This is a genomic window from Mucilaginibacter rubeus, assembly GCF_014643835.1.
GTDB lineage: Bacteria > Bacteroidota > Bacteroidia > Sphingobacteriales > Sphingobacteriaceae > Mucilaginibacter > Mucilaginibacter rubeus.
This window is the reverse complement of record NZ_BMKD01000001.1, coordinates 1,433,677-1,449,809: the sequence shown is the minus strand read 5'-3', so window position 1 is coordinate 1,449,809 and position 16,133 is coordinate 1,433,677. Positions and strand designations below refer to the sequence as shown.

Annotated in this window: 14 protein-coding genes and 1 riboswitch; of the genes, 5 read left to right on the top strand and 9 right to left on the bottom strand. The window is 42.0% G+C overall.

The features are described from left to right. Positions 1-88 precede the first annotated feature (88 nt). A complete protein-coding gene (gene nudK / locus IEX80_RS05915; protein ID WP_176626868.1) occupies positions 89-664 on the bottom strand; it encodes a GDP-mannose pyrophosphatase NudK in 576 nt (191 codons plus the stop codon). Between the two features lie 60 nt (positions 665-724). Between nudK and IEX80_RS05910 the strand changes: the two genes are divergently transcribed. Further along, a complete protein-coding gene (locus tag IEX80_RS05910) occupies positions 725-1,477 on the top strand; it encodes a DeoR/GlpR family DNA-binding transcription regulator (RefSeq protein ID WP_188832304.1) in 753 nt (250 codons plus the stop codon). On the opposite strand, the gene rsmD is transcribed toward IEX80_RS05910, so the two are convergent. From rsmD to IEX80_RS05895, 3 genes are all read right to left on the bottom strand, one after another. Further along, positions 1,474-2,010, bottom strand: a complete 537-nt coding sequence (rsmD, locus tag IEX80_RS05905) for a 16S rRNA (guanine(966)-N(2))-methyltransferase RsmD (RefSeq protein WP_129570218.1) — start codon at positions 2,008-2,010, stop codon at positions 1,474-1,476. The genes IEX80_RS05910 and rsmD overlap by 4 nt on opposite strands. After that, positions 1,986-2,798 carry a DUF3822 family protein gene (locus IEX80_RS05900; RefSeq protein WP_129570217.1) on the bottom strand — a complete coding sequence of 271 codons (813 nt, stop codon included), beginning with the start codon at positions 2,796-2,798 and terminating at the stop codon, positions 1,986-1,988. Before IEX80_RS05900 ends, rsmD begins: the two co-directional genes overlap by 25 nt. A 68-nt stretch (positions 2,799-2,866) precedes the next feature. After that, the gene (locus IEX80_RS05895; protein WP_129570216.1) at positions 2,867-3,340 is read right to left on the bottom strand and encodes a hypothetical protein; all 474 of its coding nucleotides are present in this window, start codon (positions 3,338-3,340) and stop codon (positions 2,867-2,869) included. Positions 3,341-3,397: 57 nt separating this feature from the next. On the opposite strand from IEX80_RS05895, the gene IEX80_RS05890 reads away from it, so the two are divergent. Then, positions 3,398-4,819, top strand: coding sequence for an ATP-dependent DNA helicase (locus IEX80_RS05890; protein ID WP_129570215.1), 1,422 nt, complete (start codon positions 3,398-3,400; stop codon positions 4,817-4,819). 87 nt (positions 4,820-4,906) lie between these two features. Next, positions 4,907-5,344 carry a DUF5675 family protein gene (locus tag IEX80_RS05885; RefSeq protein ID WP_090525933.1) on the top strand — a complete coding sequence of 146 codons (438 nt, stop codon included), beginning with the start codon at positions 4,907-4,909 and terminating at the stop codon, positions 5,342-5,344. Positions 5,345-5,721: 377 nt separating this feature from the next. On the opposite strand, the gene IEX80_RS05880 is transcribed toward IEX80_RS05885, so the two are convergent. Beyond that, entirely contained in the window at positions 5,722-7,062 is a 1,341-nt protein-coding gene (locus IEX80_RS05880) for a sensor histidine kinase (RefSeq protein ID WP_129570214.1), read from the bottom strand. Positions 7,063-7,244: 182 nt separating this feature from the next. Between IEX80_RS05880 and IEX80_RS05875 the strand changes: the two genes are divergently transcribed. Then, on the top strand, positions 7,245-7,682 hold the full coding sequence (locus IEX80_RS05875) for a DUF4488 domain-containing protein (RefSeq protein ID WP_129570213.1): 438 nt from the start codon (positions 7,245-7,247) through the stop codon (positions 7,680-7,682). Positions 7,683-8,043: 361 nt separating this feature from the next. Then, positions 8,044-10,662 carry an ATP-dependent chaperone ClpB gene (gene clpB / locus IEX80_RS05870; protein ID WP_090525930.1) on the top strand — a complete coding sequence of 873 codons (2,619 nt, stop codon included), beginning with the start codon at positions 8,044-8,046 and terminating at the stop codon, positions 10,660-10,662. A gap of 79 nt (positions 10,663-10,741) precedes the next feature. Here the strand turns inward: clpB and IEX80_RS05865 are convergent, their stop codons facing one another. From IEX80_RS05865 to IEX80_RS05850, 4 genes are all read right to left on the bottom strand, one after another. Then, the gene (locus IEX80_RS05865) at positions 10,742-11,977 is read right to left on the bottom strand and encodes a homoserine dehydrogenase (RefSeq protein WP_188832303.1); all 1,236 of its coding nucleotides are present in this window, start codon (positions 11,975-11,977) and stop codon (positions 10,742-10,744) included. After that, positions 11,977-13,032 (bottom strand): homoserine O-acetyltransferase family protein, encoded by a 1,056-nt coding sequence (locus IEX80_RS05860; RefSeq protein WP_090525928.1) that lies wholly within the window; start codon positions 13,030-13,032, stop codon positions 11,977-11,979. The genes IEX80_RS05865 and IEX80_RS05860 overlap by 1 nt, the downstream gene beginning before the upstream one ends. Positions 13,033-13,122: 90 nt before the next feature. Further along, positions 13,123-14,442, bottom strand: coding sequence for an O-acetylhomoserine aminocarboxypropyltransferase/cysteine synthase family protein (locus IEX80_RS05855; RefSeq protein ID WP_188832302.1), 1,320 nt, complete (start codon positions 14,440-14,442; stop codon positions 13,123-13,125). A 243-nt stretch (positions 14,443-14,685) separates the two neighbouring features. Then, positions 14,686-14,796, bottom strand: a riboswitch (SAM riboswitch). A 217-nt stretch (positions 14,797-15,013) separates the two neighbouring features. After that, complete coding sequence (locus IEX80_RS05850) at positions 15,014-16,129, bottom strand: trans-sulfuration enzyme family protein (protein ID WP_188832301.1); 1,116 nt, start codon at positions 16,127-16,129, stop codon at positions 15,014-15,016. Between the last annotated feature and the right edge of the window lie 4 nt (positions 16,130-16,133).

The window sequence follows — 16,133 nt, the reverse complement described above, 5'->3', positions numbered from 1 at the left end:
ACGGTTGTTTTTTGCCTTTTATCGGCATTATTTAATGAGCAGCTTTATATCTGACAAGTTGAACCATTCATTTGATCACTAAAACAACCTAAACCATCGAAGCTAATTGAGCATACTGTAAAAGCATAATTGTTTTGCCATCTTTTATTTCGCCGGTTTTTACCATTTGAAGGGCTTCGCTGAATGGCAGCTCTAAAACTTCAATATTTTCATTTTCGTGGGCGAGCCCACCGCCATCGCTAACTTTCATTTCTTTGGCATATTCGGCAACAAAAAAGTAAACGATTTCGGTAACAGAACCCGGCGACATATAAGCTTCGAAAATCTTTTTAACATCCGTTATTTTATAACCGGTTTCTTCCTCAGTTTCCTTACGGATGCAATCTTCCGGATTATCCTTATCAAGCAAGCCGGCACAACATTCAATCAGCATTCCGTCGGGGTTGCCGTTGATATAGGTTGGCAGCCTGAATTGCCTGGTTAATATTACAGATGACTGTGCTTTATTATAAAGCAAAATGGTTGCGCCGTTGCCACGGTCATAAGCTTCGCGGCTTTGCACAGTGGTATTACCGTCTTTTTCCGTAACCTCGTAAGTTACTTTTTTAAGGACGTACCAGTTATCTGATAAAATATCGGTATTAAGTATTTTGATTTGATTCATTTCTTTTTGATCGTTTATGATTAATAATGATTATTTTTGAACTAAAATAGGATTAATAAAATGAACTTTCCAAAAAGAAAACAAAAAATAATTGAGCAGCTCAGTCAAACCGGAGAGGTTGATATAAAGCAATTGGCTGCCGAACTGAACATTTCGGAAATTACAGCGCGCCGCGACCTGAACCAGTTAGCAGCCGATGGATTGCTTTACCGTACTCGTGGAGGAGCAACAAAAGTTAATCCTCACGAAAAGCCACATAGCTTTGTGAATAAAAGCGCTCAAAACGCAGCTGTTAAAGATGCCATTTGCCGCAGGGCCGCATCACAAATCAGCGACGGGGATATTATTTTTATGGATTGCGGAAGTACTGTTTTCAGGTTATGCCAGTTCATTAAAAACAAGAAGATAAAGGTTATAACAAATTCATTGCCTGTAGTATATGAGCTTCAGGATAGCGCTGTGAGTGTTAATATAATAGGAGGGGAGCTAGATAAAGAGCGACAGGCTGTACATGGAACTACAGCTATTGAGCATATTCAAAAGTATAGGGCAACCAAAGCTTTTTTGGGTGTTGACGGTATTTCGGAAGCAGGATTGTTCGCCAATAGTGAACATGAAGCATCCATTACAACAGCTTTCGCTGCAAGCAGCGCATTTACCTATATTCTGTGTGATATCAGCAAAATAAGCAAGGAAACATACCTTAATTTTGCAGGCTTAGATATCATCAACGCGATCATTACCAATGCAGATCCTGAGCGGTTAAAGGGCTTTAAAGAAAGCGGGATAGTTATTTTAAAGGCAGATATCTAAACCGGTCTGAAAAACGAAAATGACGAATGCCCGTATTTTCTTTGTTCAACAAAAGAGGGATGATTGCTCAAATTTTGCAGGGACTGGTGTTCAACAATTAAGAGGCCATCAGGTTTAAGCAGGTTCTTTTCAAAAATAACTTTTGGCAAATCGGGGATCCTGTTCAGGTCATACGGCGGGTCGGCAAATATCAGGTCGTATTGTTCCGTTTCAATATTCAGGTATTTGAATACATCTTCGCGGTAAGTTTTTATTTGCGTAAGCTTATGCTGCCGTGAGGTATCTTTAAGATAATTAACGCAATGAATACTCCTGTCGACAGATATAACTTCTGAAGCTCCGCGTGAAGCAAATTCAAGCGAGATGTTGCCGGTGCCGCTAAACAGGTCAAGCACTTTAATGCCTTCAAATTCTATTTGGTTAAGCAGGATATTAAATAAAGCTTCTTTTGCCAAATCGGTTGTAGGACGAACAGGAAGATTTTTTGGCGGATTAAGCCTTAAGCCTTTTAAACTGCCTCCGATAATGCGCATAATGAAAGAGCCGCTATTGATAACACCCTGTGAGCTACAACCTCCGCGGGTAATTGTAACACCTGTAAATTATTGACTTCGGCCGCTTTGAAAAATTCGGCCAGGCGGCTTAGTCCTTTACTGTCGGCATCAATGTTACCGCTTACATACAAGCTGGTATATTTAGCTTCGAGGTTAAGTTCATTGGCAACCAGCACAGTAAAGTAAACCAGTTCATCATCGCCATTAAATTCAAAAGAGTTATAGAAACGCAGTTTGCCGGATGCAAAATGAGCTATCTCCACCTTTTCTTTTTCAATATTGAGGTAAAGGCAATCGGTGCCGGGATTGTTTTGGGCAATGGCAGTTAACCAGCCTTTTGATGTAAAAACGGTATTACGGATGCCAAATTCTTCCGCGGTACTCACAATGGCCTCGCTGGTATTGTATACGATGATATTTTCCTTATCTAATACCTGGGCTATAACTTTGCTGTCGGCTTTCACATCCAGGAAACGGGCCAGGTTCGGCAGGCGCTCACCGCTAAACAATTCTGCCGGCACCAGCGTAAAGCTATGAGCTGGTAAACCGATAATCATTTGCCCGTATTTGGCCGACAGCAGGTCAAGCAATTCCTGCGGATCGCTTAGCTCATCAAATGGGTAATTTTCGGCCCAGGCTATTAGCTTGCCGTTATTACTTATGGCGTACGAAAACGATTTGTCTTCAACCTGTATTAATAAAGTATAATCCTCAGTTTTATCTAAACTAAAGTTATCATCGTGGTAAGTATAATTGTGTTCGTTCATACCGGTTTTAACAAAAGTAATATTTTTTGGCAGATACAGTAATTACCGCAGCCCAAATTGGTATGCTGTTATAAAATGCGGGTTAATATCATCAGGATGATAAAGATCAAAATTGGCAACCCTACAGGCTTAGGATAATAATCATTATCCGGAAAATATCTCCTGAAAAAAAACTGGCTTAGAATCAAAGCACCAATCAGCCCAAAACCTATGTTAAGGCCTGCTACCGAAAGCATTGCTGTAACCTGCGCTGGTGTTGGCTGGCCGCCTTTGGCCGTTACGTTCATGGCGTCAACAACCTGTTGCAGGTCAACGCCCGAATGCATGATAACAAAGTAGGAGAGATAGGAAAAAAATAATACAAAGGCCAGCACCGCCGGAACCGCCTTTCTGTAACCTGCATTGTATAAATTGATAACCAGCAGTACACCGCCAAATATCAGGTTAAAAAACGAAAACCAAAATATCGCCCTTTTGGAGTAAATATCTACATAATCGTCTTCGCTGTATTTTTCTTCCTCTTTGTTTTCGTCAAATTCCATGGGTCAAATGTAAAACTAATCTTACTGAATTAAATTACTTATCATCATTTTTGCAGGGTGTCAAGTCCCGATCATATCCGCCAGTCATTCCCGCATGAGCCAACAGGCCAGCAAACGGAACTTTTTAGCAAGCTGCATGCCTTTTTAAAAAGTACCGAAGGCGACGAATGCTTTATTCTGAAAGGCTATGCCGGCACCGGGAAAACAACTATCGTGGGCGCGCTGGTAAAGGCACTGAAGCATTATAACTATAAAGCCGTGCTGCTTGCCCCAACCGGACGTGCCGCCAAGGTCATTACCAATTACTCCGGGCGAAAAGCTTTTACAATTCATAAGCGCATTTACCGTAAAAAATCGGCCTTGACGATCGATGATGGTTTTGCCCTTGCCGATAACCTGGCCAGCGATACGCTTTTTATTGTTGATGAGGCCTCCATGATCTCGGATGAGGCCATGGGCAGCAATCACGTGTCGTTATTATTTGATTTACTAAGATATGTTTATAATGATAAAAACTGCAAGCTGATACTGGTAGGTGATACCGCACAGTTACCGCCTGTAGGAGCCGACGATAGCCCTGCGCTCGACGTGCAGCTTATGGGCGATAAATTTGGCCTGTCGATATTCAGTTATGAGCTTACCGAGGTTTTGCGCCAGCAAAAGAATTCGGGTATCTTATATAATGCCACCAATATCCGCGATCTGATCCGTGAGGAGATCATAGAGATCCCTAAAATTGTGACCAAGGGGTTTAAAGATGTTTTCAGGATGACCGGCGAGCGATTGCCTGAAGGTTTGGAATATGCCTATCGCAAATACGGCTATGATCGTACACTTATCATTTGCCGCTCAAACAAAAATGCCAATTTGTACAACGGGCAAATTCGAAACCGCATTTTATACCGGGAGGAGGAGCTTACCGGCGGCGATCAGATCATGATAGTAAAGAATAATTACTTTTGGCTGCAGGATAAAGATGAAAATAGTACCGCGTTTATTGCCAACGGCGATATTGCCCGTATAGTAAAAGTACGCCGCACCGAAGAGATGTATGGTTTTCGTTTTGCCGATGTGCAGCTGGAATTTATTGACTATGCCGAAGATCCAACCCTTGATTGTAAGGTTTTGCTTGATACGCTTTATGCCGATTCGCCCGCGTTAAGCCAGGATGATCAGAAACGGTTTTACCAGGAAGTAATGAAGGATTATGAACATTTACCTAATAAAAGGGCCATGCACAATGAGCTGAAGCTTAATCCTTATTACAATGCCTTGCAAATAAAATTTGCCTATGCAATTACCTGCCATAAAGCACAGGGTGGACAATGGGATGCAGTTTTTGTTGATCAGGGGTATGTAACCGATGAGATGATCAATATGGATTTTTTGCGATGGTTTTATACCGCGCTCACCCGAGCTACCACCGAATTATTTTTGGTTAATTTCGATAACAGGTTTTATAAATTAAAGGAAGAATAACCTTCAAAGATAAATTTACTTTTATCAATATAATCTATTGATAATTAGATTTTTAATTACTAATATTAGCAATTAAAAACCGGTATCATGAACCTAAACTTAAAACTCGAAAGAAAAATCAAAACCAAACAATCAACCATTGGCGAACTATCAATAAATGGCGCCTTCGAATGTTTTATACTGGAGGACGTTGACAGAGGGCTGAATAGCAAAATGACACTTGCTCAAATTGCATCAATAAAAATTAAAACGCAAACAGCCATTCCTACAGGAACTTATAATGTAGTCAAATTTTTCAGCCCCAAACACAACGAAAACCTGCCATTATTAGAGAATGTACCCGGTTTCGCCGGGATTGAGATTCATGTTGGGAATTTTGCCAAGGACACCGACGGCTGCCTTCTCCCCGGTGAAGATAAAGGCGTTGATGCTGTTCTGCATAGTACAATGGCTACAGCTAAACTCAATACAAAGATTTTTGAGGCCCTTAAGGCAGGAGGTACCGTGACCATTGAGGTTGTTTAATATAGCAAATTATAAATGCTTGAAGGTGAAATGACGCATCTACGCCGTCATGCTGAGTGATTAAAATCCATGGACTATGAAGGTTAGATGACAAAGAGGGACTATCAGTCTGAGCTTGTCGAAGACTCGTGTGCAGAGCCCAGCCCGCCATACTTCGACGGGCTCAGTATGACACCCATTTTTTAAGTTATCATGGGTAGTGATTAAAATCCATGGACTATGAAGGTTAGATGACAAAGAGGGACTGTCAGTCTGAGCCCTTCGAAGACTCGTGCGCAGAGGCCCTGTCCGCCATACTTCGACGGGCTCAGTATGACCCCCATTTTAAGTGGTCATGTGAGAAGATTACCTGGATAAACAAAGACTTGTTTAATATCCTAAAACGAATTAACTGCCGGCAAGGTGATCCTGAACGTTGAACCCTGTCCCTCGGTGCTGGTAACGCTGATAGTGCCTTTATGCTTTTCAATGATCTGGCGTACAATGCTCAACCCAAGCCCGGTCGACTTTTCGCCGCGTAAACCGGCTCGGCCTGCTTTTGAAAATTGGTTAAAAATTTCCGGCAGCATATTGGCAGGGATGCCCATGCCGTAATCCTGAACTTCAATAACTACCGTATCATTTAGTTTAAGCAGGCGCACATCCACATTATCCTGATCTTTTGAAAATTTCACCGCGTTACTGATCAGGTTATCAATAACCCGATGAAATTTTTCATGGTTTATGAGCGCATGGGCAACACTTATCGAACTGCTGAACAGCACATTAACTTTATTGCCCAGCTGTAATTTCCATTCGCCCACTATGTTGTTAAGCCATTGGTTAAGCTCGATGTTTTGAGTTTCAATAATCGCGATGTTCTCGTTTCGGGCTGCCTCCAGTAAGTCATCAATAATACTCCGCGCTTTTACGCAGGATGCCTTCATCATATTGATGTTGTCTTGTGTCTCCTCATCTACCTCATCAAGTTCCATCATCATGGCAATTGATTCAACAGCAGCTATCGGGTTACGCAGGTCATGGGCAACCATACCCAACACCTGGTTTTTAAACTCGCTTGCTTTTTCAATTTCCGAATTTTTTTCGCGGATCTCGATCACCTGAAAATAATAGTTGGCCTTGTAGGAAAAAAAGTACCTTGAGATAAAATAAAAGCCGGAAAGTAAGATAGCTGAAATCAACTGGTTATACAACATATCCGTAGCCGGCGTTTCACTGTAAAATAGCAGGGAAGTAAAAAAAAGCTCAATAGCAATAAGCAGCAATACGGTTTCATAGTATTCAAAAACAATTATCACGCTGATCAAGCTTAATGCAACAAGATATAAGGTGAGGGCATTACTCGGATTAGAGGTGGCTATAAAGCTGGAATACATGCCGCAAACAATAATATAAAGCGCAAACAAAAATACAAGCAATGACATGCCTGTTGTAGCTTTTTTATGGCTTTTGAAACTAACGATAAAAAGGTTACTGGCTATCAGGAAAACAGGAGTTATAATAATGAAAACCCAGTTGCTGAAATTAAACTCGGGAAAGTTTTGAGCTTTAGTTAAGCTAATGGGGAATACAAGATAAAGGATCCGGATAATTACATTAAGCAATAAAAATACTATACTGGCCCCCCTTATGGCTACCAGGTTTTGGTAAGTATAATGCAAACGGTATTGCGACCGGTATTTTACCGGGAGACTGTTAAAAAAGAAATGGGTATTCAATTATATTTTATGGATTAAACAAAATTATGAAAATATTTATAAAAATTGTAACAGAAATGTGACAGTATATGGTTAACCCTTTTTACTAAATATTCGGTCAAAGGACTTATAAGCCTATTTTGTTGAACCTTCATTGTTTTTTAAAAGGAATAAATCTAATTTACACATAAAACCAAAATCACATGTTACTGAAATCTCTTAAATCTATCGCAATTCTTATTACTGTATTAACAACTTTTTCCTGTAGAACTGTAGAAAGGGCTAATCAGAAAGAAATTAAACCGTTTGTAGGCATCTGGAAGGATACAACCAATCCGGGATCTCAAGTCGTATTCAGGTCAGACGGCAGCTTTTATAATATTGCAAAAGAAAATAATGTGCAGATCGTTACGCACAGCGGTACTTTTAAAGTCTTATCCGACAGTATTTATGTATTAACGATTACAGACGCGAGACCCAACGCTACATACGATCTCAAAGGAAGGCAGTATGCCAATTATTATACGTTAAGCAGCGATAGAAAAACGATGAAGACAAGTGGCGTAGTTGATGGAAGAAATGGCGGAAAAGGACTTGCCTGGACCTGCAATTTAGTTAAAGTTGATAAATTGGATAATTAAACCGCGGCTGGCTTACTAAACCCTTATCACATTATAGCCCTCCATTTACAGACAACAAGAATTGCATACTCGCAATTGTTTTTATCCGTTACACAGTATTTCACTAACAGGCAAGCCAAGGCCTGTCTGTTAGTGAGGTGTTGTTAAGCTAATCTGATCTATTTTGCGTCCTTAAACATCTCCATTGACGCATACTTTTATCATTGTTTTAACGTATTAAACGACAAATTGCCTCGTGCTATTGTTAATAGTAATGCCTAAATTGCTAATAATTATGGCAAAGTGTCATTGCGATTTAATTTTAAATGACAATTTTTCACTATGGATACTATGGCCGATAAATTGATCAACAATGAGTACTATGAATTTTAACAACTTTACCATAAAAGCTCAGGAAGCCGTACAAAAGGCATCTGAAATTGCTGTTGGTAACCAACAGCAAGCAATTGAGACCGCGCATCTGCTTAAAGGCTTATTGCTGGTTGATGAAAACGTAATTACCTACTTATTAAAGAAATTAAATGTTAACCTGAACAGGTTAAATGATACGTTAGATGCGCAGATTGCATCGTTCCCCAAGGTAAGCGGCAGCAACGTATACCTTTCGTCCGAAGCAAATTCTGCTTTGCAAAAAGCGTCGGGATATTTAAAAGAATTTAAAGACGAATTTGTATCTGTTGAGCATGTGCTGTTAGGCATTTTAGCCGCCGGTGGTGCGGTAAGCAGCATCCTGAAAGATTCGGGTGTTAATGAAAAAGACCTAAAAAAAGCCATTGTTGAACTCCGCGGCGATAGCAAAGTAACTGATCAAAACGCTGAAGCTACCTATAACGCCCTTAACAAGTATGCCCGCAATTTGAACGAATATGCAGGTTCGGGCAAGCTGGATCCGGTTATTGGCCGCGACGATGAAATTCGCCGGGTTATCCAGATTCTGTCACGCCGTACCAAAAACAACCCGATTTTGGTTGGCGAGCCCGGCGTTGGTAAAACTGCCATTGCCGAAGGAATAGCTTTCAGGATCATCAAAGGTGATGTACCTGAGAGCCTGAAAACCAAAGTGGTATACTCGTTGGATATGGGTGCACTCATTGCAGGCGCCAAATATAAGGGAGAGTTTGAAGAACGGTTGAAAGCAGTTGTAAAGGAGGTTACCCAAAGCGACGGGGAAATCATCCTTTTTATAGATGAGATCCATACGCTGGTAGGTGCAGGCGGGGGAGAAGGCGCTATGGATGCGGCCAATATCCTGAAACCGGCCCTGGCCCGTGGTGAGCTTCGTTCAATTGGTGCTACAACCCTTAACGAATACCAAAAGTACCTTGAAAAAGATAAAGCTTTGGAACGCCGTTTCCAGAAAGTAATGGTAGAAGAACCTGATGCTGCTGATGCCATCTCTATTTTACGTGGACTGAAAGAACGTTATGAAACCCACCACAAAGTGAGGATCAAAGACGAAGCGATCATCGCCTCTGTCGAAATGTCACAACGCTATATTTCCGACAGGTTTTTACCGGATAAAGCTATCGACCTGATGGATGAAGCCGCTTCAAAACTTCGCCTTGAAATGGATTCGGTACCGGAAGTGGTTGACGAACTGGAACGCCGCATCATGCAGCTTGAAATTGAGCGCGAAGCTATCAAACGTGAAAAAGACGATCGTAAGGTTGCCGAACTAAGTGAGGAAATAGCCAATCTGTCACAACAGCGTGATTCATTACGTGCCAAATGGAAAGGCGAAAAAGACCTTGTTGACGGTATTAATACTAAGGTTGAGCTGATTGAAAACTATAAACTGGAAGCCGAACAGGCTGAACGTGCGGGCGATTATGGTAAGGTAGCCGAATTACGCTACGGTACTATAGTTGAAGCCCAGGCCGAAGTTGAAAAGCTGAAAGCTGCCCTGCTTGAAAATCAAAGCGACAGCCGCATGCTGAAGGAAGAGGTTACCGCCGATGATATTGCCGGTGTAGTAAGCCGCTGGACAGGCATCCCGGTAAGCAAGATGATCCAGAGCGAGCGTGAAAAACTGCTTAATCTTGAAGATGAGCTCCACAAACGTGTAGCCGGGCAGGAAGAAGCTATTGAGGCAATAAGTGATGCTATCCGCCGCAGCCGCGCAGGTTTGCAGGATAAACGCAGGCCAATAGGGTCGTTCATATTTTTAGGTACAACCGGTGTTGGTAAAACCGAGCTGGCTAAGGCCCTGGCCGAATACCTGTTTAATGATGAAGGCGCGCTTGTGAGGATAGATATGAGTGAATACCAGGAACGCCATGCTGTTTCAAGGCTGATAGGAGCGCCTCCGGGCTATGTTGGGTATGATGAAGGCGGACAGTTAACCGAGGCTGTTCGTCGCAAGCCTTACAGCGTGGTACTGCTGGATGAAATTGAAAAAGCCCATCCTGATGTATTTAACATCCTGCTGCAGGTGCTGGATGATGGCCGCTTAACTGATAATAAAGGCCGTGTGGTGAATTTTAAGAATACTATCATCATCATGACCTCCAACATTGGTTCAAACATCATCCAGGAAAACTTCCAAAACCTGGAGGACGAAAACCGCGATGAACTGGTGGCAAAAACCAAAAACGAGCTGTTCAATTTGTTAAGGGCAACTATCCGTCCGGAGTTTTTGAACAGGATAGATGAAATCATCATGTTTACCCCGCTTAACCGCGATGAAATTCATGATATCGTTAAGCTGCAGTTTAAACAGGTACAGCAAACCCTTGCCGAAATGGGTGTAACTATCGAAGCATCCGATGAAGCCTTAGATTGGTTGGCCCAGTTAGGTTATGATCCTCAATTTGGTGCACGCCCGTTAAAACGCGTTATCCAGAAAAAGATCCTGAACGAGTTGAGTAAACAGATCCTGGCGGGTACAGTTGATAAAGACAGCGTTATTAAAATAGATATGTTTGATAACCAGTTCGTGTTCCTGAACTCGGCTAAAGAAGCTACGGAACCAGCTAAATAAGCTGTAGAAAAATAATTAAATAGAAAAAGGCTTCCCAATTTGAGAAGCCTTTTTCTATTAATAACAACCGGAGAGTATATTAAAACACTTCGGCCGCTTGTTTAGTTACCGATGCTAAGCTGACCCCCGTAAGCTGATCGGCAAAGGCTACGAAAGCCTTACTCTCAGATATACGATGTTGATTAGCGATCAGATTTTGCAAATTGATTTTTCCTATCACAAATTTATAATTACCTGAATAGTAGCGCTCATTGATATGCTCAAAGTTCAGCGCTTCAACCAGTTCCTCGTCATCATAACGCAGGTAAATGGTTAATTCAATGTTATTGGTAAAATTAAGGTCTGTTTTCTCTTTAGCTTTTTTGTATTCGTACTGGTAGTTATAGCGCAGCGCCGCAATATCCGACAGTACAGCCGAACCGGTAGGATGGCCGCCCGCGCCTTTCCCGAAAAAGAATTGCTGATCGGCAAAGGCAGCTTGTACAGTTACGCCATTATATTCATACTCAACGTTGTATAAAAACTCTTTGTCGTTTACAAACTTAGGTAATACAAACAGGGCAACGTTGCGGTCGTCAAGTTCTTTGGCTACCGGCACCAGTTTAATTTTGAGGTTCTTTTCGCGGGCATATTGCAAATCGGCAGCTGCAAGGTTCTGAATGCCCAGGTTAAATACCTCATCGGGCTGTACAACTACACCATAAGCGTGCGCTGCGGCAATAACCAGCTTGTATTTGGCGTCAAAACCACCAACATCACTGGTTGGGTCGGTTTCGGCAAAACCCAGGTCCTGGGCTTGTTTCAATGCGCTATCATAATCGAGCCCTTCAATAAAGCCTTTTGAAAGGATATAGTTTGATGAGCCATTGAAAATACCGCTGATTGAATGCAGTAGTTCATTATCATAATATTCTTCCAAATTGCGGATAATAGGGATACTACCGCAAACAGCGCCTTCATATAATAATGATGTGCCGTATTGATGCTGAATTTCGATCAGTTCGTCCAAATGCAGGGCGATCATTTTTTTACTTGCAGATACTACATTTTTGCCTGATTTTAATGCTCTTGAAACAATTTCAAAAGCAGCTTCGGTATCATTGATCAGTTCAACAATGGTATTGATCTCCGGGTTATTAAGCAGTTCTTCTTTGTCGGTAGTAAATAAATGTGCCGGTAAAGAACGTTTTTTATTAGGGTCTTTAATAGCAAATTTTACTATCTCGATATTTAAATGCTTTGTTTTGATGATATCATATAACCCCTGGCCAACAACTCCAAATCCGAAGAGGCCGATATTTAACTTTTTACTCATTACGCTGTACGTTGCAGTTCTATAATTTTTCCTTTCACATCGGTTTTAAAAAATGATGTGAATATTTTTGTTAATGCTTCTGTTTCAATTAAAAATCCATCGTGCCCATAAAACGAATCCAGCTCGGAAAAGGCAGCTTTTGGGATATGCCTGAACAGGTATTGCTGTTCTTCAACAGGGAATAAAACATCCGACGAGATGCCGATAACTAATGTTTTTGCCTTGATGAGGCTCAACGCTTTATCTACACCGTGACGGCCCCGGCCCACATTGTGTGAGTCCATCACTTTGGTCAGGTACCAATAACTATAGGCGTTAAAGCGGTTCACCAGCTTTTGCCCCTGGTAATTTTGGTACGATGAAGAGCGGAAATTGTCCTGCACATCGTCGGCTTCTTCCTGCTGGGTAATGCCGTAAGTTTTATAAGTACGATAACTTAAAAGCGCGATACTGCGCGCAGCTTTTAAGCCTTTCTGACCGCCTTCGGGCGTATTGCTGTAAAAGGTGCGGTCGGTAGTGATAGCCAAACGTTGCGACTCGTTAAAGGCAATGCCCCATGGTGAATGCTTGGCATTAGTTGCTATCAGAATAAGATTTTTGATGCGCTCCGGTTCAATAATAGCCCATTCCATAGCCTGCTGGCCGCCTAATGAACCTCCAATTAATACACTGATATTATTAATGTTTAAATGCTGGGCAAGCAACTGGTGCGCTTTAACCATATCCCTTGTAGTAAACTGGGGATATGAAAGATAATATGGCTGGCCGGTAACCGGGTTAATGCTCAACGGACTTGTAGTGCCGTAAGGAGAACCCAAAATATTGGCGCAAACTATAAAATGCTCTTCCGGGTTAAAAAAATACCCCTCGCCAATAAGCCCTTTCCACCAGTCAAATACATCGCTGTTGGCAGTAAGCGCATGGCAAACCCAAACAATGTTATTTTTTTCCTTATTTAACCGGCCATAAGTGTGAAAACCTATTTCTAAACCTTCAATTGTACGGCCCGATTCAAATTCAAAAGTATCAGTGTATTTAAATATCTCTGCGTTCATTCTGTTGTTTTGTTATTTCAGGTGCAACCGGTATTTCCGGCTGCAACCTGCAATAACGTTTACTATATCACTTAAAAAAACTATACATTATTAAACTAACTCACCCTCACCTTGCTTAATTTTTGCAAAAGCCTGCTCAAAATCAGCTTTAATATCGTCAATATGTTCAATACCAACAGCCACGCGCAATGAAGCAGGTGTAACACCGGCAGCTAATTGCTCTTCATCAGACAATTGCTGATGCGTGGTTGCCGATGGCTGAATGATGAGTGTTTTTGCGTCGCCAACATTGGCTAAATGGCTCACCAGTTTAAGGTTATTGATCAAGCGGCTGGCCTGTTCTTTGCTTCCCTTAATCTCGAATGACAATACGCCACCGAAACCATTCTTTAAATATTTTTTAGCCAGCTCATGATATGGCGATGATTCCAGTCCCGGGTAATTTACGCTTGCCACCTGAGGTTGCTGCTCCAACCATTTAGCCAGTTGCAGGGCATTATCAACATGACGTTGCACGCGTAACGAAAGTGTTTCCAGTCCCTGAATGTTCAGCCATGAATTAAATGGAGCCTGCGACGGGCCGAAATCTCTCAAGCCTTCCACACGGGCACGAATAATAAACTGGATATTGCCAAACGGACCGCCAATGCCAAATACATCGTTAAATATCAGTCCGTGGTAACCTTCAGATGGTTCGGTAAATTGCGGGAATTTGCCGTTACCCCAGTTGTAATTGCCTGCATCGATAATAACACCGCCAATACTGGTACCATGCCCGCCAATCCATTTGGTTGTTGACTCCACAACCACATTAGCGCCATGTTCAATGGGACGGAAGAGGTAACCACCGGCACCAAAAGTATTATCAACAATTAGCGGAAGGTCATGCCTTTTGGCAACTTCGCTCACCTTTTCAAAATCGGCAATGGTAAAACCCGGGTTACCTATTGTTTCCAAAAAGATGGCTTTTGTTTTGACATCAATAAGCGCTTCGATATTGGCTGCTGTATCATCTTTGGCAAAGCGTACTTCGATACCCAGGCGTTTGAAAGCTACTTTAAACTGGTTATAAGTACCACCATATAGGAAAGGTGAAGTAACGAAGTTATCACCAGCCTGCAGGATGTTATTTAATGCTATAAATTGTGATGCCTGGCCCGACGCTGTCGCCAGTGCCGCCACACCGCCCTCTAACGCTGCGATGCGTTTTTCAAACACATCGGTAGTAGGGTTCATGATGCGGGTATAGATATTACCAAACTCTTTCAGCGCAAACAGGTTTGCACCATGTTCGGCACTGTTAAATACGTATGAAGTAGTTTGATAAATGGGCACAGCACGTGAACCTGTTGTTGGATCAACTTCCTGGCCGGCATGTAATTGTAAGGTTTCGAATTTTAAGGCAGACATAGTTGTAATTTTTTAATGTGTTTAATTTAGATTTTGAATGTTTAGATGAATTTGGAAAGCCGGTTTAAAAACAACCGGTTTAACACACGCTTTTCAGAAAATGAAAGATAGGAGCGTGCTAAGCATCAACAGCAGCAACACATACAAATACAGCTAATAGGGGAGCTAATATGTTGTACGTTACCGTTTAAGGTGTAAAAAGTGTTGCGTTGCGTAAATTTAATTAAACTTTTCATGGTTATAAATTTATATTCCCCGGTGTTATTTGCCGGGACAGGAATTGGCACCTTCTTCAACATTGAAGGGTTGCCAGCGGGTCATTGAGCCTGATCTCTCGCCGCTTCTTTATAAATCAAAACCCGAACTATGTGCGGAGGATTGATCGACGTTGGTATCACTACCAAATAATGTTGCGAATATAAGGGATTGTGAGGTAATATACCAAATTTTATTTCTTTTTAAGGTTAAAGGTAAAAGGCCAAAGGCAAAAGGTTCATTCGAGAACAATTTTAAGCTTAGACAAATGCAGCTACCTTTCGCCTTTAACCTTTATCCTTTTACCTTAAAAGGCCTAAGCCAAAGCCTGCTTCATATCGGCAATCAAATCATCAATATGTTCCAGCCCAACCGAAACCCTTAGCAGGTTTCGTGGTGTTTTGGTATCCGGCCCTTCAACAGTAGCGCGGTGTTCTATTAGGCTTTCAACACCACCAAGGCTGGTAGCTTTGATAAATAGTTTAAGTTTATTGATGATGTTATGCGTGTCGTTCTCATCGCCCTTAATAGTAAAAGATAACATGCCACCAAAAGCCAGCATCTGATCTTTAGCTATCTCATGCTGCGGGTGCGAGGGCAAACCGGGGTACATTACCTGTTCAACATGAGGGTGCTGTTCAAGATATTCGGCAAGCATTTGCGCGTTTTGTACGTGGCCTTTTACACGGTATGGTAAAGTTTTAATACTGCGTACCAAGTAATAACAATCCATAGGCGAGGGGATTGCGCCACCCATTTCCTGCACCTGGCGGATTTTTGTCCACCAATCATTCTTTTCGGCCGTGATCAACACGCCGCCCATCAGGTCGCTATGTCCGCCAAAATATTTGGTGGCTGAGTGCATAACCATATCCGCGCCCAGCTCAAGTGGTCGCTGGCACATAGGGGTGGCAAATGTATTATCGCACAAAACTTTAATGCCCTTTGCTTTGGCAATAGCAACCACCTTTTTAATATCGGTTATTTTAAGCAGGGGGTTTGAAGGTGTTTCAATCCAGATCAAACCTGTTTCGGGCTTGATGTGCTGTTGTAAAACCCCGGTATCGTTTACATCAATAAAATCGAAGGTAAGGATCCCGGCAAAAAGGGTTTTAAGCTGATTACGTAAGCCATGATACATATCATCCGGCGCAATTATATGGGTGCCCGGCTCCAATGATTGAAATACCGACATCCCGGCCGCATTACCTGATGAAAAGCAAGCTGCTTCAACACCTCCCTCTAACTTTGCCAGCACATGCTCCAGTGCGTGACGATTGGGGTTCGATGAGCGACTGTAAATATAACCTGCCGGAAAACCGCCGTCCTCACCGCGCTCAAAAGTGGTTGACATAATAATGGGTTGTATAACGGCCCTTGTTGCTTCATCAACATGGTTGCCGGCATGTATCGCTATAGTTTCAGTTTTCATGGTA